The organism is Rhizobium moroccans, from assembly GCF_057559155.1.
Window position 1 is genome coordinate 3868 of sequence record NZ_JBHFJG010000048.1, and the last position, 18284, is coordinate 22151.

Annotated in this window: 13 protein-coding genes, 1 tRNA gene and 3 pseudogenes; 10 read left to right on the forward strand and 7 right to left on the reverse strand. The window is 58.9% G+C overall.

Annotated features, from left to right (window positions below; translation table 11 throughout):
- The coding region (locus ACE04I_RS22710) for a GlxA family transcriptional regulator (protein WP_487207627.1) at window positions 1-679 on the forward strand (679 nt) is incomplete at its 5' end.
- Between the two features lie 81 nt (window positions 680-760).
- Here the strand turns inward: ACE04I_RS22710 and ACE04I_RS22715 are convergent.
- A complete protein-coding gene (locus tag ACE04I_RS22715; protein ID WP_487207628.1) occupies window positions 761-1099 on the reverse strand; it encodes an SDR family oxidoreductase in 339 nt (112 codons plus the stop codon).
- A gap of 150 nt (window positions 1100-1249) precedes the next feature.
- Here ACE04I_RS22715 and ACE04I_RS22720 point away from each other — a divergent pair.
- Window positions 1250-1604, forward strand: a pseudogene (locus ACE04I_RS22720) (DUF2255 family protein); the annotation flags it as partial.
- A pseudogene (locus tag ACE04I_RS22725) lies at window positions 1604-2165 on the forward strand (PQQ-dependent sugar dehydrogenase); the annotation flags it as partial. The pseudogenes ACE04I_RS22720 and ACE04I_RS22725, both read left to right, overlap by 1 nt.
- A 451-nt stretch (window positions 2166-2616) precedes the next feature.
- On the opposite strand, the gene ACE04I_RS22730 reads toward ACE04I_RS22725, so the two are convergent.
- Both ACE04I_RS22730 and ACE04I_RS22735 read right to left on the reverse strand, forming a co-directional pair.
- On the reverse strand, window positions 2617-3936 hold the full coding sequence (locus tag ACE04I_RS22730) for an HlyD family type I secretion periplasmic adaptor subunit (RefSeq protein ID WP_487207629.1): 1320 nt from the start codon (window positions 3934-3936) through the stop codon (window positions 2617-2619).
- A complete protein-coding gene (locus tag ACE04I_RS22735; protein ID WP_487207630.1) occupies window positions 3933-5681 on the reverse strand; it encodes a type I secretion system permease/ATPase in 1749 nt (582 codons plus the stop codon). Before ACE04I_RS22735 ends, ACE04I_RS22730 begins: the two co-directional genes overlap by 4 nt.
- 294 nt (window positions 5682-5975) lie before the next feature.
- Between ACE04I_RS22735 and ACE04I_RS22740 the strand changes: the two genes are divergently transcribed.
- From ACE04I_RS22740 to ACE04I_RS22760, 5 genes and pseudogenes are all read left to right on the forward strand, one after another.
- Window positions 5976-6293 carry a hypothetical protein gene (locus ACE04I_RS22740; RefSeq protein WP_487207631.1) on the forward strand — a complete coding sequence of 106 codons (318 nt, stop codon included), beginning with the start codon at window positions 5976-5978 and terminating at the stop codon, window positions 6291-6293.
- Between the two features lie 651 nt (window positions 6294-6944).
- Entirely contained in the window at window positions 6945-10421 is a 3477-nt protein-coding gene (locus ACE04I_RS22745; RefSeq protein WP_487207632.1) for a cadherin domain-containing protein, read from the forward strand.
- A gap of 116 nt (window positions 10422-10537) precedes the next feature.
- Window positions 10538-10809, forward strand: a pseudogene (locus ACE04I_RS22750) (IS3-like element IS426 family transposase); the annotation flags it as partial.
- A gap of 690 nt (window positions 10810-11499) precedes the next feature.
- A complete protein-coding gene (locus tag ACE04I_RS22755) occupies window positions 11500-11898 on the forward strand; it encodes an HVO_A0114 family putative DNA-binding protein (RefSeq protein WP_487207633.1) in 399 nt (132 codons plus the stop codon).
- Window positions 11899-11977: 79 nt separating this feature from the next.
- Window positions 11978-12661 (forward strand): recombinase family protein, encoded by a 684-nt coding sequence (locus ACE04I_RS22760; RefSeq protein WP_487207664.1) that lies wholly within the window; start codon window positions 11978-11980, stop codon window positions 12659-12661.
- Between the two features lie 307 nt (window positions 12662-12968).
- On the opposite strand, the gene ACE04I_RS22765 is transcribed toward ACE04I_RS22760, so the two are convergent.
- The 4 genes from ACE04I_RS22765 to xylF all read right to left on the reverse strand — a co-directional run bounded on the left by ACE04I_RS22765 (window position 12969) and on the right by xylF (window position 16602).
- A tRNA-Arg gene (locus ACE04I_RS22765) sits at window positions 12969-13045 on the reverse strand.
- A 249-nt stretch (window positions 13046-13294) separates the two neighbouring features.
- A complete protein-coding gene (locus tag ACE04I_RS22770) occupies window positions 13295-14080 on the reverse strand; it encodes an ATP-binding cassette domain-containing protein (RefSeq protein WP_046794457.1) in 786 nt (261 codons plus the stop codon).
- Window positions 14081-14098: 18 nt separating this feature from the next.
- A complete protein-coding gene (locus ACE04I_RS22775; protein ID WP_046794456.1) occupies window positions 14099-15412 on the reverse strand; it encodes a sugar ABC transporter permease in 1314 nt (437 codons plus the stop codon).
- 149 nt (window positions 15413-15561) lie between these two features.
- Window positions 15562-16602 (reverse strand): D-xylose ABC transporter substrate-binding protein, encoded by a 1041-nt coding sequence (gene xylF / locus ACE04I_RS22780; RefSeq protein WP_046794455.1) that lies wholly within the window; start codon window positions 16600-16602, stop codon window positions 15562-15564.
- A 204-nt stretch (window positions 16603-16806) separates the two neighbouring features.
- Between xylF and ACE04I_RS22785 the strand changes: the two genes are divergently transcribed.
- Both ACE04I_RS22785 and ACE04I_RS22790 read left to right on the forward strand, forming a co-directional pair.
- Window positions 16807-18030, forward strand: coding sequence for an ROK family transcriptional regulator (locus tag ACE04I_RS22785; protein WP_046795055.1), 1224 nt, complete (start codon window positions 16807-16809; stop codon window positions 18028-18030).
- Between the two features lie 4 nt (window positions 18031-18034).
- The gene (locus ACE04I_RS22790; protein WP_046794454.1) at window positions 18035-18247 is read left to right on the forward strand and encodes a hypothetical protein; all 213 of its coding nucleotides are present in this window, start codon (window positions 18035-18037) and stop codon (window positions 18245-18247) included.
- Window positions 18248-18284: the final 37 nt, after the last annotated feature.

Genomic DNA, 18284 nt, shown 5'->3' on the forward strand with positions numbered 1-18284 from the left:
CGCTGGCTCCCCCCCCCCCGCCGAGGGCTCCGTGCTGGCTTCAGTCTGCGGCGGCGCCTTTGTGCTTGGAGAGACAGGGCTGCTGAGCGGGCGGGCGGTCACAACGCATTGGACCTATGCCGAAACCTTCCGGGAACGGTTCCCCGAGGCGCAGCTGGACACCGACAGGCTGATCATCGATGGGGGAGACATCATCTCGGGCGGTGGGCTGATGTCCTGGATAGACCTGGGGCTGAAGCTGGCCGATCGCTTTCTCGGGCCTGTTGCCATGGCGGAGACGGCTCAGATGATGCTGGTCGATCCGCCGGGTCGCGAGCAGCGCTATTACAGCGGTTTCGTGCCGCGCCTGAACCATGGGGATGCGGCGATCCTGAAGGCGCAGCATTTTCTGCAGACAAGCGAGGGCAAGGAGGCGCGGCTTTCGCTTCTTGCCGAACAAGCGGGATTGGAACAGCGCACGTTCCTGCGCCGTTTCCAGAGGGCGACAGGTCTGACGGCAATCGATTATGCGCAACGCCTGCGAGTGGCCAAAGCGCGAGAGCTATTGCAGTTCAGCGAACAGCCCATTGAGCGCGTTGCGTGGGAGGTCGGCTATTCCGATCCAGGGGCCTTCAGGAAGGTCTTCACCCGGATCGTCGGTCTTTCACCGGGAGATTACAGGCAGAGGTTTCGAGCATAGATGCCCTAGCCACACGGACAATGACGTTGTGGAATCGACGTCACCGAGCCGGGCGGGGAGTCCCGCCCGGCGTCGGGCCTGTTATCGAAACGTGTAGCCACCATCGACAGGCAGGGCGTGGCCGATGACGAAGCTGAAATAGTCGCTGCAGAGCCAAAGCACGGCGTCAGCGATTTCCCGCGCCTTGCCGAGGCGAGCCATCGGAACTTCCTTCATGAGCTCCGCCATGGCTTCCGGCTGCGATTCCAGCATTCCCGAGACCATTGGCGTTTCGATGATGCCGGGGCACACGGCGTTGATCCGGATCCCCTTGGCCGCATATTCCAGGCCTGCACTCTTCGTCAGGCCGACCACGTCGACCTCTATGACAAGGTCGAGCTCATCCCGTGGGACGAGCTTCAGGCCTTCTTTGACGAACATCTCCCGGCGTGAGCGACACTCAGACGATCGCTGGGTGATCTGCGAATGAAAGCCCCGGCCGGTGGCGAGGGGCTTTCCAGGGCGATCTGTTCCCGCTCAATGCGCGAGAGCCTTCGGGCGATCCAATCATGAAATTTGAAAGGTGTAGCGATGAATTGGAGCGAAGAGAAAATAAAGAAGATCGCGGCGGCGGACGACCTGCACGTTTCTCCCTTCCGTGAGGACGGAAAGACCTACGGCACGCCGACCTGGATCTGGTCGGTGGTCGTCGATGGCGAGCTTTACGCCCGTGCCTATAATGGTCAGAATTCCCGCTGGCACAAAGCGGCCAGAGAGCAAGGTGCAGGCCGCATCAGCATCGCCGGCCTGCGGAAGCGTGACGTTCGAGGCGATCGGCGATGCTGCTCTCAACGACCGTGTCGATGCCGCCTACCGCTCCAAATACTCCAGGAGCCAATACCTTGCGCCGATGATCGGTGCACGCGCGCGTGCCGCTACGGTCAAGGCATCGCGTTGGCGCCGGATTTCGCCGATAGCCGCAAGGCATTTCTCTATTATTCCTATGATGGTGCCGCCGGGCCGGCAAACCGCGTGATCGCGGTGACGTTCGACGGCGATGCATAGCGCGAATCCGCCATTCTGATCGATGAGATCCCGGGGCATCGCCTCTATAATGGCGGACGCGTGGCCATCGGGCCGGACAGGCATCTATACGTTACCACCGGCTGGACGGAAAATCGCCAACGCCCTCAGGATCTCGACAGCCTGGCCGGCAAGGTTTTGCGGGTGACGCTCGAGGGACAAATCCCGTCGGACAATCCGTTCAAGGGTTCTCCGGTCTACTCCTACGGTCATCGCAATCCACAGGGTCTGGCCCTGGAGCCCGTCCGGAGAGCTGTTTGTTTCGGAGCACGGGCAATCCGCGCTCGATGAGATCAACCTGATACAAGCGGCCCGCAATTATGGCTGGCCGGTGATCCAGGGCGATGAGACGCATGAGGGCATGGTGGCCCCCTTTGTTCATTCGGGGCGCGATACCTGGGCGCAATCGGGTGTGGCCTTCGCGGCCCCAGGCTGATGCGACCGGCGGAGCCGGTTTGCGTGGGTGAACCGGCCATTACAGAGCCTCCGGCGCAGATGGCCTCAGTTCACCAATAAATATCGGCGTTCTGTCCTATAGGGTGACACCAGGATTCGATGGCGATCACTTAGTGACCACAGACCGAAAGTCACCTATCGACTGTAAGCGATTCAAACCTTTTCACCGCCAAACGACGCTTTTTCACGCGCGGCCCATCTCCCGCTTTTTGCACGGTCGTAGTTTCGGCGGGTATCGACGGTTATGGAGGGCAATCGGCGGTATTTGGCGAACTGCACCGGATGATGATGATGATAAATACATCTACGCTATAGCCCTCTAAAATGTCCCATTGGATGCTAGACATGCGGAGGCGATCTTTTGAGAAATGCGACGACGCGTTTCCCTACGGATCAAAGGAGCGCGATATTGTATAATGTCAGTCCTGCCGGAACACGCGCTGCATGTGGTCACCGATCGGCTTGGCAAAGTATGAAGCCACGCTCCGGTCGGCCGTACGAATGAAGGTCTCGACGGGCATGCCGGGTACGAGCCCCATGTCGGAGAGCCTGGCGATCTCGTCGTCCGGGATTGCAATGGCTGCCCGATAGAAGCTAACGCCGGCGGTCTGATCGGTCTCGAGATCGGCCGAAATCCTGACGACCGAGCCCTTGAGTTCCGGCGTCGTGTTTCGGTTGAAGGCCGTTAGTCGGAGGGTCGTGCTTTGCCCAATCGCAATCTGATCGATGTCCTGCGGCGCGACGCGCGCTTCGACGGTCAAACGGCTGCTCTGAGGAACGATTTCCATCAGAGTTTCAGCCGGGCTGATGACGCCACCGATAGTATGAATCGCCAGGAGATGAATGACGCCAGAGATTGGTGCTTTCAGCTCCGCGTGCTTCAGGCGGTCACGTGCCGTCACCTCATCTTCGGCCAGGGCTGCAAGCTTGTTCTGGACATCTCGCAATTCCGCTGCGACTTCCTCTCGCATAGCTTGGTCAATCTGCAAAAGTTGCACCTCGATTTCGGCGACTCTACCTCTTGCCGACGCCATGGAGGCAAGTAGCTGTCCACGGTCGCCTTTAAGACGCGTGGCGCTGCGATCGAGATTGTTGACGCGGCTCATTGGTATCGCTCCTATCTCGTAGAGACGACGGATCCCGACCAGTTCCTTCTCAATCAGTTCGGCCTCCTCAGCCTTCGACTGCTGCTGCACATCCAGACCCTTCATTTGCTCGTGCAACTGCTGGACTTGTTCATTAAGCCTGGCCTTCTGTCCCGCACGCGCCACCTTCCGATCCTCGAATAGCCGCCGTTCACCTTGCATGGCTGCTCCGATTTCGGACCGATCGAGCAGATTTTGGAAGTCCGGTGGGGCCTCGACCGCTGCCAATCCATCCCGCTCGGCCACCAGGCGAGCTTGCCGAGCACGAAGCTGTGCTATGTTCTTCTCGATCGACGCGAAATTTGCAGCCGCCACTGTCGAATCCATTCGCACGACAGTTTCGCCGGCGCGCACCAATTGTCCTTCCTTCACCCGTAGTTCCGCGACAATACCGCCTTCCGGGTGCTGCACCTTCTTGGCATTACCATCGACCACGACGATGCCCGTCGCGATCACCGCACCCGACAGCTCTGTGGTCGCTGCCCAGCCTCCAACGCCGCCGAACAGCACGAGAATGACGGCGGCCCCGGCAATGAGGTTGCGCCTCAGCGATCGTGTCAACCGCTCGCTTGTATCGTTCTCGATCGTGCTCATGCGCTGTCTCCTTCGATGACCGTTAGTGAAGGTACCGGCGATGTCCGCTGCGGCTTCGGCCTCTGCTGTTGCAGCGCCTTCAAGACCGCATCGCGTGGGCCGAAGGATTTCGCGACGCCGTTTTCCATCACCAGCAGATAGTCGAGCTGTGACAGAACGCTGTTGCGGTGGGCAACGACCAGAACAATGCCGCCGCGGTTGCGCACGCCCGCAATTGCATAGGAAAGCGCTCGGTCGCCCTCTGCATCGAGGTTGGAGTTGGGTTCATCCAGCACGACCAGAAAGGGATTGCCATAGAGTGCGCGGGCGAGAGTAACCCGCTGTCGCTGACCTGCCGATAGATTGACGCCGTTGTCACCCACCTGGGTCTCGTAGCCTTCCGGAAGAGCTACGATCATCTCATGTACCCCCGCCGCATGGGCGGCTGCAATGATGTCCTCGGGTTTTGCGTTACGGTGAAGCCGAGCAATGTTCTCCGCTATTGAGCCGGGAAAAAGGTCGGAATTCTGCGGCATGTAGCCGATGTGACGGCCGCGCTCGGATGCAGACCACTGATCAAGCGTGGCACCATCCAAGCGCACCTGTCCACGTACCAGAGGCCACACCCCGGTGATCGCCCGCACCAATGACGACTTGCCGGAAGCACTCGGACCGATGATCCCGATGACGGTTCCTGCCTGGGCGCGGAAGCTGACATTCTGCACCGCCATGCGCTGGCGCTCACCCGGCGGGCCAATGAAAACCGCTTCAACTGACAAGGATTTGGAGGGAGCCGGAAGGGCTGTGCGCCCCTGTTCATCTGGGATAAGCTTGAATACTTCCTTCAGCCGCTGCCAAGCTTGGCGGGCTGCGACCATGTTTCGCCAGTTGGCGATCACCTGCTCAATCGGCTGTAAGGCGCGAGCGACGATGATGGAGGCGGCAACGATCGTACCGCCTGTCATGTCTCCATGAACTACCAGCCACGCGCCGAGGGCTAATGAGCCCGACTGCACCAGCTGGCGAACTGTTTTGGAGAGCCCAAAGAGCAGGGCCGCTATGTCGCCAGTCTTCTGCTGAAGTTCCGTGACCTCTTCGTGCGCCTGTTGCCAACGCTCCTGCGTGCGCCCGAGCAAGCCCATCGCGGCAATCGCTTCCACATTCCGATGGATGGCCTCTCCGAGCTTGTTGCGCGCAGACAAAGCACTGGCCATCTGCCGCGTGCGAGAGCGGGTCATAAAGTCGCCAGCAACGGTCAGGACAACGAGAATCGACATGGCTGCGGCGGCGAGCCAGCCGATCAGCGGATGCAGGAAAAAACAAATCGCCAGATAGATCGGCATCCACGGCAGATCGAAGAGAGCAAGAGGACCCGGGCCGGAGAGAAAAGCTCGGATCTGGTCCGCCTCCTGCGCGGGTTTCAGCGCATCGCCGTTGGTTTTCGCCAGCAACGGTATGCCGGCGATGATGAAAAGAATACGGGGCGACAGTGTTGCGTCAAAGATCCCGGCGATTCGTATCATCACCCGGCTACGAAGGATATCGAGCAGCCCTGAGAAGGCATAGAGCCCTGCGACCAGCATCAGCAGAGCAATCAGCGTCGGCACGCTTCCGCTCGGGATGACCCGGTCATATACTTCCAGCATGAATAGGGGGCCAGCCAGTGCCAGGAAGTTGGTCGCACCTGAGAAGAGAGCCGCACCTATGGCTGCCCTTCGATATAATTTCAGTTTTCGCTTCTGTCCGATTTGTAGACTACTTGTCACTCACGCCCCCAGCGCTGCCAAGACTTGAGCATAGACTCAAGGTTTCGGGGCATACTTTCGCAGGCGACTTGTTACTGCAACCCCCTCCGGAACTAAGCGAACAGCGAATCGTTGCCGAGGATCCGCCTATAAATTCGACGACTACCCTCTTGTGAGACTCACGAAAATTACTATTCTGCAATTTCAGCGTGTTAGATGGTGTGTGTAATGCCGCGGCATGAAGTTACGGTTTTTGCCTATCATCACTGCCATGAACGGTAGTGGATGGGGTTCTCAAATTATGGAGAGAGTCCCTTGCACCAAATCAGTTCCTTCTTGCAACAGAGCACGTCACTTCAGACTGTCAGGTTGTTGTTTGGTTCTCAGGTTACAAGCACTTCTACAAATTCAATCGCACCAGGCGGCTCGCCTCTGATCACCGGCGGGGTGGCCGGAAGCAATGTAGCCTTTTCCCCGGCCTTCCACGATGTTCTTCTCTCCTTTGCAGTTGAAGCAGGAACGGCTGTCGCACGCCATAAAGTTGAGGGCACCGTCGATTACGATCCAAGTGTGAAGCTCTCCAAAGAATGGGAAAGCTGGACTACGAACCAGAAGAGTGAGTTCGTTGACTAGGCATCTCAACAAGAGCGTGAATATAAAGCCATATATGGCGCTGACAGTCCTCAATGTCTCGAATTTAGTAAGTCATTGAAAACAGCATGGGACGAAGATGACCTGTCTAGAGTAAAAGGAGAATACGAAGGGCTATCACCAAACTCCAATATACGAAAAACTCCTTTCTGATGGATATCTCGAGAGAGGTATATTCAAAGAACAGGAAGGTGGCAGCTTTGTCCCTCAACAGGACGAGAGCGGAAGCTTTCTTGTGGAGAGAATAAAGATCGCCGCCGAACAAAGAGCCATTTATGAGGAGGGGAAAACCTCGTATGAAGCGGTCATCGCCGAATGCCCGGCTAAAATGGAAGATCTGATCTCGAAGGTTCGATATACTTACGGCGCTCAGTATCTGGGCTGCGACTCTCTGGTGAGCTGATGGTGAAAGACGCAAATGGTGATTATGAATGGGGTCAGTTCAAAATTTACAATGCGGTGACTGGGGGGCGCTTTATCAAGAAATGCGCTCAGATGGGGTTCTTGTCCAATATGATAACGGTGGGGGCGTTAAGTACGAGCGGAAGCTCAGTTAGTACGTTGTACACACTAGGCTCTTTCAATTGAACTTTTCGTAATACTTTCGGAGCGCGTAAATTCGCGGGGAAAAATATGGCTACGATAAATGGCACTGTGGAAAGTGATATTCTTACTGGCACCGACGTTGATGATACCATTTTTGGCGACTATGGCAACGACGTCATGCGCGGAAATGGAGGAGAAGATACCTTCGTCCTGAAAGGAACTGCTGGCTGGGACGCGTATTGGGGTGGCTCAGGTTTTGACTCCATCGTCGTCAGAGATGTTCCTTATTTCTACAATTATAGTGTTGTACAAATTGATTACTTGAATAGCATCGAGAGAATAGTGAATCTAGACAATCGACCCGCACATATCGGAGTGCGGGGCTACCTGGATCTAGCTGGAGTCGAGCTTTCAAACATCACCGATATCATCGGCTCAGATGGATCGGATCACATAAGTCTTTCGGGATATTTTAGCCAACCAATTCTCGGAAAAATACAAGCGGGAGGTGGCGACGATATTGTTTATGGAAGTAGCGTTTCTGACGTAATTTATGGTGATTCCGGTAACGATAATATTTTTGGCGGTGGCGGTGCTGATGAAATATTTGGCGGCGTTGGGGACGATAAACTGAACGGTTCTACTGGTGACGACAGACTATTCGGTGACGATGGTGCTGACACCATCGAAGGTGGCGTCGGGGCTGATGAGATATATGGCGGCAGTGGCAACGACATCCTGATTGGCGGCGCTGGCGATGATTTGGTCGATGGTGGAGCTGGTCATGACATTGTTCATCTTTCCGGAGGCCGCAGTGAATGGTTCATCCCCTCTCAACCTAACTCGGAAGGAAACTTGGTTGTCCTGCGTATAGGCACAAGCGAAACTGAGATCCTCACAAACATTGAAGAAATCCAATTCGACTCCGGCGAGTCGATCATTTATGAAAACGTTCCCACCGTGATCGGTGACACGGACGCCGCGGCCGATGAGATTGCTGAAGATGTTGGAAACGGCGCTGTAGTTGGCATAACGGCTTCTTCTGTAGACCCGGATGGAAATGCCATCGTTTACAGCCTCAGGAGCAATGCGAACGGCGCGTTCGCGATTGATGCGTTGACTGGTGTTGTAACCGTGGCGGACTCCAGCAAGTTGGACTTCGAGACGGCTAGTACCATGCAGATAGTGGTAGATGCGACTGATGGAGTTAGTGCTGTCAGCCGTACCTTCATTATTTCCATCCTTGACGGGAACGACGCACCATTGGCGCTGACTGATGGGGATGGCGTAGTAAATTCCATCAGCGAAGGCGCAGCTACCGGGACCATAGTTGGAGTCACAGCCCAGGCGAGCGACCCGAACGGCGATACGTTGACCTACAGCCTTGTCAACGACGCAGGCGGACGTTTTGCCATTGACGCAGCGTCTGGTGTCGTCACGGTAGCCGATGGCTCGTTGATCGACTATGAAATGCAACAATTGCACCAGATTACTGTGCGCGTCAGCGATGGACAATATGATAACGAGCAGACTTTCAACATCGCAGTTACCAATGTTTCTGACAATCCTGTTTGGATCGGCACAGGCGTCACCGATACATTCGTCGCCAACTCGCCGGACAATTGGACAATCGATGGATTGGAAGGCAATGATGCATTGACCGGAAGCGCCGGCAACGATGTGGTAATCGGCGGCGGCGGTAATGATACTCTCAATGGCGGTAGCGGCAACGATGTATTTCAGGTCAGCGGTACGGGAGATGGCTTCGATACGGTCATCGGCGGCGCCGGGTATGACCTTATCAAGGCAACCACCGACAACACTGTCATCGGTTTAGCTTCCTTTACAACAATAGAGGAATTCAGCGCCGATGGTCATGCTGATGTTGTAATCAGTGGCGATGCAAACGCGAACATACTGAATTTCTCCAATATCATGCTTGCCGGTATTGCAAGCATTCGCGGCGGCGCTGGCGATGATTCGATCATAGGTAGCGCCGTTAATGACGTCATTTATGGCGATGCCGGCAACGACACCCTGAGTGGCGGCGGCGGAGACGACTTTTTTGTCGTCGACGGTGCTGGTGATGGGTTGGATACGTTTAGCGGCGGTAATGGATACGACGTTGTTAAGGCCGCCAGCGATAACACCGTTATCGGTCTGGCTTCCTTTGCAACGATAGAGGAATTCAGCGCCGATGGTTATGCTAATGTTATGATCAGTGGAGACGCAAACGCAAATACGCTGAACTTCACCGCGATCGCGCTTACCGGTATTGCAGGCGTCCGTGGCGGTGAAGGTAACGATAGTATAATCGGCGGCATCGGTGACGATACTTTCTACGGAGACACGGGCAACGACACCCTGAATGGAGGGGCTGGTGATGATATCCTCACCGGCGGCATCGGCAACGACACCCTGATCGGTGGCGCTGGCGCCGACCGGCTGATCGGCGGTGCGGGCACCGACATGGCGAGCTATGCCGGCTCGACTGCGGTGACGGTGAACCTTAAGACCGGAGTGCATACCGGCGATGCAGCCGGCGATATCTTTGACGGCATCGAAGGCTACATTGGTACCAACTATGCCGACACCTTTGTCAGCGGTTCCGAAGCCGTGCTTGTGAACGGCGGCGTGGGCATCGACACGGTCGACTACTCGACCTCCGCTACGGCGATCAATGTCGGCCTCGGAGCGTTGAATGTCACGACGACCGGAACGGGGGGAGATGCCGAAGGCGACAGCTATCTCAATCTCGAGCGGGTGATCGGGTCGGCATTGGCCGACACGCTGGCCTCCTCGACCAGCGGCCATACGCTGCAAGGCGGCGCCGGCGATGACCTCTATGTCATTGGTAGTACGACCGTAACCGTAACCGAAGCGGCCGGTGAGGGCGATGACGAGATCCAGACTTCGCTCGCCTCCTACTCGATGGCCAATTATGCCAATGTTGAACGGCTGACCTATGCTGGCACTGGAAGCACGACGCTGATCGGCAATGCCGGTGGCAACATCCTCACCGGCGGCATCGGCAACGACACCCTGATCGGTGGCGCTGGCGCCGACCGGCTGATCGGCGGTGCGGGCACCGACATGGCGAGCTATGCCGGCTCGACTGCGGTGACGGTGAACCTTAAGACCGGAGTGCATACCGGCGATGCAGCCGGCGATATCTTTGACGGCATCGAAGGCTACATTGGTACCAACTATGCCGACACCTTCGAAGGCGACGCCGCCGATAATTCTTTCAATGGCGGAGCCGGCAATGATCGGTTGATCGGTGCAAGTGGTGATGACCTTCTGATAGGGGGGGGCGGCAGCGATACCTTTGTGTTCCGCCCTGGCTTTGGCAACGATACGATCACGGACTTTGTGGCGGGTTCAGTCACGGCAGATGTGATTGAGTTTAGCCAAGATGTCTTTGCCGACTTCGCTTCCATACTTGAGGCCGCCAGCCAAGTCGGCTCAGATACACTGATCACCTTCGACCATGATAATAGCATCTTGTTAGCGAATGTGTTGCTCTCGAACCTTCACGCGAACGATTTTTCCATTGTCGCCTAGTTTTGCAATCATTTGGAAGTTGGCAATCTTTCGCAAGAGGGCGCCGTCATGTCAGGATGGCGCCCGCTTGAGGTAGGCGACAAGCCGGAGCCGTTCAGGCTGCGTAATTCCATGATAAGTGGCGCCTCCACGATGGCGAGGTCATGGTCATGCGTTCGAACCTGCGCTGATGCTCGGATGCCCTGCTGGAACGGTGAGGCCACCGGCTCGCCTTCATTATCACGCCTTCGACCGTGAAATCGCCGCCTGGGCGGTTGTCGCCGATGCCGGAATATCCGCTCCGATGCCCGTGACATAATGGTGGTGGCTGTCGAGAAACTTCGGTGCGACCCGCACGCCGCATGCCATCGAGCATCTGTCTGATAACGGTTTGCCTTACACGTGGAGGGCCGTCAAAAATCGTTGCCCATCCGAGCAAGTCATGAGGCGGTTGCGCAATAATCAGTTCGCGCATGTGACGTGCGAGCGTCTCCATCTCGTCCAAAGTAGAACCACCATTTCGAGACGTTTTCTTCGGGCATTCCGGCGATGGCCATTTGTTCTCCAAATTATGCTTATCCACGCGCCATTTTCTGAAGGAATTAGGTCGAATAGGAACGCTGCCCTTTTCCGGGATTTGTTTTGAACAGAGCCGTTCTATGAATGCGCTGTTGCAAATATATACACAATTCATCGAATTTTTTCGCGTCTATGAATTGCGATTTTGTTCCATAAATACGTGACCACAAGAAAATTCGCCTTTATTATCGCACTTTGATAAGAAAAATCCATGAGCGAGGGGCGTGATCCGAGACTCGACACGCTTCTGGACCTCGACGGCCAGGTACTCGTTGTTGATCCTGAAGGCGGCCATTGGGTGAAGTTCGTCGTCGGGCTTGACTACTCGCTTACGCTTCACGGGCCTTCGGGCGAATGGCTTCGACAACGCCCATCCGGTTGGTCGGGGAAGGCGCGGCGAGCCAATGGACCATCGCCACCGTTTCCAGACCGTGAAGCCTTACGTCTACGAGGATGTAGCCACGCTGCTAGCCGACGACTGGCAGGCGGTGGACGCGGTATTGAAGGAGCGAGGCGTGCTATGACGACGCTGAAAGTGGGAATTGCCAACTACGAAGAAATGAAGGCTCGCACCATGCGGATCGCGCGCGGCGAGGAAAAGCCTGCGCCAGGTGATCCGAAGGTGTGGTTCATTTCAACCGAATCCTTCGCCAAGGTGCTGTCGGCGGGCAATCGCGAACTGCTGCGCGTCATAGCCGAGAAGGCACCTGCCTCACTGGAAGAACTGTCCGAGATTACCGGGCGGGCCATATTCAACCTGTCACGCACCATGAAGACTATGGAGAGCTACGGCCTTGTCCGCTTGGAGAAGGGCCAAGGCCGCAAGCTCGCACCCAAGGTCGTCCATGATCGCGTGGAACTGGCATTGCCCCTGATCGACCGCTCCGAACCAAGGCGAGCTTCGGGAGGCCGCTCATGAACAATCACGATCCAATCATCACCGCTCGAGCCGTCCTCTACCTGCGCGTCTCCACGACGCGGCAGGCCGAGCATGACGTATCGAGCCCGACCAACGCAAGCAGGGAGAAGCCTACTGCGCTGCGCGCAGCTATCACCTTGTCGAAACTTTCATTGAGGCCGGAGCTTCCGCCGAGTTCCAGCGCATGATCGAAGCGGGCACCTCGAAGCCCGCCCCCTTCGATATTGTTGTCGTGCATAGCTTCTCGCGTTTCTTCCGCGATCACTTAGAGCTGGTGTTTTACGTCAGGAAAATCGCCAAGAACGGCGTCAAGCTCGTCTCAATCACACAGCAGATGGGTGACGATCCGATGCACCAGATGACGGGGCAGATGATTGCCCTTTTCGATGAATACCAGTCGAAAGAGAACGCCAAGTACGTCTTGCGCGCCATGAACGAGAACGCCTGTCAAGGCTTCTGGAACGGCGTGTGCCCACCCATCGGCTATCGTATCGTCGCGGCCGAGCAGCGAGGATCGAAGACCAAGAAGCTGGAGATCGACCCGCTGCAGGCAGACACCGTGCGGTTGATATATCGCTTGTTCCTTGAAGGCGACGGCATGACCGGCGCGATGGGCGTCAAGGCCATTGCCACTTATCTCAACGAGCGCCGTTTCTTCACCCGTGACGGCGGGCGTTGGGCGGGCGCAAATCCACGCCATTCTGACCCGCACTACTTACATCGGCGAGCACAGGTTCAACACGCGCTCGCACAAGGATCGTGAGAAAGAGCGTATTGTTGGCCTCAAGGTCATCCGAGATCAGGCCTGGCCGACGCGGAGCGCACACAGCTCGCGCTCGACAGCTCAGGCAATCAGCCCCCCGACATGTTAAAGGCGTCGAGCCGTGTCCGTTCGCGGCCTCGTGGGCGAACAACGACAGCGGTTACCGCCGTGATCACCTGCTTGCCCTGGCGCAGCGCGTCGAGGACAACGAGGTTCGTATCATGAGATCAAAGTCGGAACTGCTACGAACCCTAGTAGCCGCGTCGAGCGTAGAATCGGCGGCGGCGTTCATAGTTCTGTACTGAAATGGCGCACCCGACAGGATTCGAACCTGTGACCTTTGGAATCGGAATCCAACACTCTATCCAGCTGAGCTACGGGTGCTAACCGTCGAGGGCCGTGACTCGGCCCTTCCGATGGCTGGTTCTTAACCCAGGACGCTCCGCGCCGCAATCGCCAATTTCAGAAGAATGGCGGAACCGAAGACAGCGGCTGCGCACAAGTGTTCCCCGGCACGAGGGTAGGGAAGGGGAGCATGAAGCCCGTGCCCGTTTCCCGTTGGGGACTGACGGCAAGCCCCGGAGGGAGCTCGGCTGCACTCCGGGGAGCTGCGGTTGCGATCCGGCCTCTTCCTCACGCCACCTTCATGGCGCCGGGGCCGGGAGTGGCGCCGGGCGGCACCTTGCCCATGATGATCATGCCGAGCACCTCGTCCTTGGTCACGTCCTGCGTGCGCGCATGGCCCACCACCTGACCATTCTTCATCACGAAGACGCGGTCGGCGAGGTCGAAGACGTCGTGGATATCGTGGCTGATCAGGAAGATGCCGATGCCTTCCCGCTTCAATTGCTTGATGAGGTCGCCGACCTGGGCGGTCTCGTGGGGCCCAAGCGCTGCGGTCGGCTCGTCCATGATGAGGATGCGCGCGTCGAAGAGGATGGCGCGGGCGATCGCTACCGATTGCCGCTGGCCGCCGGAAAGCGCCTTCACCGGCTCCTTGAAGCGCTTGAAGTTGGGGTTCAGCCTTCCCATCACCTCTCGCGCGTTCGCCTCCATGGCGACATCGTCCAGCGTGCCCCATTTCGTCTGCAGCTCGCGGCCGAGATAGAGATTGGCGGCGGCATCGACATTGTCGGCGACGGCAAGCGTCTGGTAGATCGTCTCGATGCCGAATTTCTTGGCGTCGCGCGGGTTGCGGATATCGGCGGGCTCGCCGTTGATCAGGATATCGCCTTCGTCGCGCCGGTAGGCGCCGGAAAGCACCTTGATCAGTGTCGACTTGCCGGCGCCGTTATGGCCGAGAAGGGCGACCACCTCTCCGGGGAAGAGGTCGACGCTAGCGTTCTCGACCGCATGAATCCCGCCGAAGGAGATGGAAATGTTCTTCATTTCCACAAGCGGAGTTGCCTGTTCCGTCACGATGAGTGCTCCTTACTGTTACTTGGCTCTGGCGCGGTAGACTGTGTCCAGCCAGACGGCGATCACCAGGACCATGCCGACGACGATGCGCTGGAACGGCGTATCGATGCCGAGCAGCACCATGCCGGATTGCAGGGATTGCATGACGAGCGCGCCGAGCATGGCGCCGGCGATCGTGCCCATGCCGCCGGCGAGTGAGGTGCCGCCGATGACGGCGGCGGCGATGGTATAAAGCTCGTCGAGCTCGCCCTGCGCATTGGTGGCGGCGTTGAGACGGGCCGTCGAGATCGCCGCGGCGATGGCGCAGAGCGTGCCCATCAGCATGAAGATCTTCACCGTCACCCAGCGGGTCTTGATGCCGGCGAGTTCTGCCGCTTCCGGGTTGCCGCCGATCGCAAACACATAGCGGCCGAAGCGCAGCCTTGTCGCGATGAAGGTCATGACGATACCGACGGCGACCGCGATCAATACCGGTATCGCGATGCCGTGGGAGATGAAGAGCCCGCCTTCCGGCCATGCGATATTGTTGGCCTGCGCATAGCGGCGGGCGATGTTGACCGGCCAGTAATATTCATTGGCGATCCAGACGGCGCCGAGCACGATCGCGCAGCCGAGCGCACCCAGCACATATTCCGCCCAGACCGGCCTTCGCGGAAAGGCGAAACGCTTGCGCTGGTGGCGCGCGTTGATGATCGCCGCGACGATGGCAAGGCAGGCGAGAACGCCAACGATCCAGCTCCAGGTGGCGCCGATCGAGCCTTCCGCGCCACCGCCCATCAGGCGGAAATTGGCGTCCATCGGGGCCACCGTCTGGCCGCTCGTCACGAACCAGGTGGCGCCACGCCAGACGAGCAGGCCGCCGAGCGTGACGATGAAGGAGGGCACGCCGAGGAAGGCGATGATGAGGCCGTGCAGCATGCCGATGAGCGCGCCGACGATCAGTCCGCCGGCAAGTGCCGCGATCCAGATGGCCGGATGGTTGAAGCCCAGCAGTTCCGGCAGGAGCCTGGCCTGCAGCACGCCCATGATCATGCCGGTGAAGCCGAGGATGGAGCCGACCGAAAGATCGATGTTGCGGGTGACGATGACCAGCACCATGCCGGTCGCCATGACCGCCACGGAAGCCGTCTGGACCGAGAGGTTCCAGAGGTTGCGCGGCGTCAGGAACAGTCCGCCCGTGAGAAAGTGAAAACCGATCCAGATGATCAGCAATGCGCCGACCATGCCGAGCAGGCGGGTATCGATTTCGGTTGCGCGGAAGAAGCGTGCGACGAGGTTGCCCCCCGTCTGCTTCGGTCCGCTGGATGTCGTGGTATGCACCGTATCGGCCATGTCTTGCCGTTCCCACCTTGTCCTGCGCGCCTTTGCGGCGGCGCCTCGTGACGTTCAGCCGCTTTCCGAAAGCGCGGCCGCGTCATCTAGTGACGAAAACCGACGCCGCGGCACAAGCTGCGGCGTCGGAATGTTCAGGATCGAGACCCTCAGTTGCAGGCGGCGACGGAGCCGGCCTTCACGCCCTGGCAGGCCTCGGCCTTGCTGATCCAGCCAGCCTCGATGACGACGTTCAGGTTGTCCTGGGTGATCGGCATCGGCGTCAGGAAGACCGACTTCATGGCGACGCCCTTGGCGCCGCCGGAGAAGGTCTGCACGTTCGGGATTTCGTCCATGGTCTTGCCACCGGCAAGCGCCAGCGCGATTTCGGCGGCGTGTTTGCCGAGCTCGCGGCTATCCTTCCAGACGGAAACCGTCTGCGTGCCGAGCGCCACGCGGTTCAGCGCCGCCTTGTCGGCATCCTGGCCGGAAACCGGCACGGAACCGGCAAGCCCCTGCGCATCGAGCGCGGCGATCGCGCCACCGGCCGTGCCGTCGTTGGAAGCCACCACCGCATCGACCTTGTTGTCGTTGGCGGTCAGGAACTGCTCCATGTTCTTTTGGGCGTTTTCCGGCTTCCAACCGTCCGTATAGGCCTCGCCGACATTCTTGATCTTGCCGCCGTCGACGGCCTCTTTCAGCACTTCCATCTGGCCGGCGAAGAGGAAGTCCGCGTTCGGATCGGCCGACGAGCCCTTGATGAAGACGTAGTTGCCTTCCGGCTTCACCTTGAAGACCTCGCGGGCCTGCATGCGGCCGACTTCCTTGTTGTCGAAGGTGATGTAGAAGGCTTCCGGGTTCTCGATCAGGCGGTCATAGCCGACGACCGGAATGCCTTCCGCCGTCGCCTTCTCGATCGCCGGGCCGATTGCGTCGGAATCCTGTGCCAGCACGATCAGCGCGTTGGCGCCCTGGGCGATCAGCGATTCGACATCGGTGAGCTGCTTGGCGGCCGAGGATTGGGCGTCAGCGGAAATATACTTCGCGCCGGCGGCTTCCAGCGCCGTCTTGATGGCGGCCTCATCCGTCTTCCAGCGTTCTTCCTGGAAGTTCGACCAGGAAACGCCAACGACGAGTTCCTGGGCCATGACTGCGGTCTGCATGGAAACGAAGACGGCCGCGCCGGCCATCAGCTTTACGAAAGCGTTCATAATGTCCTCCCGAATGACGGCGGATGGGCCTTGAAGCCTCCGAGCTCTCCCCCCGCCCAGATTGCTGTCCAAGATTTTTTCTCGACAGTCGAGAAATTAGATGTCAGAGATTTTGAAAGCTGTCAATCGGTGCTTGTCGTGGAGGAGGCGCTGCCGTATCGACAGGGGAGCGAGGATAAGGAGCGGGCCACCCCGCGCGAAGGAATGCTGGCAAAATCGAGCACGGAACTGGTCCGGCAGCAGAACAGCGCGCTCGTGCTTTCGGCCCTGCGGCGCCATGGGCGGCTCGCGCATACCGAGATCGCCGACGCCACCCGTCTCGCCTCCGCCACCGTTTCGGCCATCACCGCCGAACTCGAGCGGGGGCGAATCATCGAGAAGATCGAGCAGCAGTCCGCCGGCGGGCGCGGACGGCCGCGCGTGCTCTTCAGCCAGCGGCGTGATTGCGGCTATCTCGTCACCGTCATCATCTCGTCCGACTCCATCCAGTATTCGCTGGTGGATTATGCGGGAACGCTGCTCGACCGCTTCACCGAGCCGCGCGGGGAGGGCGGTACGGAGGCCTTCATCGCCTCGATCTCGGCGGCGCTGGAGCGGGCGGCCGCGCGCTCGCGAATTGATCGGCGCAGCGTTCTCATCGTCTCCATCAGCAGCAAGGGACTTCCGCATCGAAGCGAGCCGGTGCTCGTCTGGTCGCCGGTCTTCGGGAGCCAGGCGGTGGATTTCGCGACGGCGATCGGGTCGGGCTGGAATGCCAAGGTGATCCTCAACAACGAGACGCTGCTGGTGGCCGGCGCGCTTCTGGAGCGCGAGGCGCGCCGCGAAGGCGGCGCATCCACGCTCGCTGCGCTTTCGCTCGGCCACAGTATCGGTCTCGGCATCGCGCGGACGACTGCGGCGGGCGGCAACGAGATATCGGCTCCCAATTTCGGGCACATGCTGCATGTACCGAACGGCGCGCTCTGCCGCTGCGGTGCGCGCGGCTGCATCGAGGCCTATGCGGGGTTCTACGCGGTGCTGCGCACCGCCTTCGAAGTGCCGGTCGATACCATTCCGGCGAAGTTCGTGCCGCTTGGCGAGATCGACAAGATCGCGGCGCGCGCGCGCCAGGGCGGACGGATGGCCCAGCTCGCCTTTCGTCAGGCCGGGATTGCGCTCGGCAACGGGATTTCGCGGCTCTTGAGCCTGCACGGGCATATGCCCGTCTTCATCACGGGGCCTGGCACCCGGCACCAGGACCTGTTGCAGGCCGGCATAGAGGAGGGGCTTTCCCAGACCCAGGTGGTGCGGCTTGGCGGCATGCCGGGCCTGACCGTCGTGCCGGATGAGCCTTCGCTGGTATTCGAAGGCCATCTCAACCTTGCTTTTTCGATCGCGGACCAGGATATCATCGCTACGAAACCGCATATTCAGGCCGCAGGGGAATGACGCCATGATCGATCCGGACCATCCTTTCTACAAACCGCTCTGGCGGCGGATCCTGATTCCGGCGGTCTGCTGGGTCTGGGCGATCATCGAATTCATCGGCGGCGAACCCTTCTGGGGCGTCATCGTCGGGGCGCTGGGCGCCTATGCCACCTACAAGCTCTTCATCGAGAAACGGCCTCCGCCGGCGGAGAAGCCCGTGGATGAAGGGCGGGAGTAAATGGGTGCCCCGTCACCCCTGTTCCTCGGGTTAAACC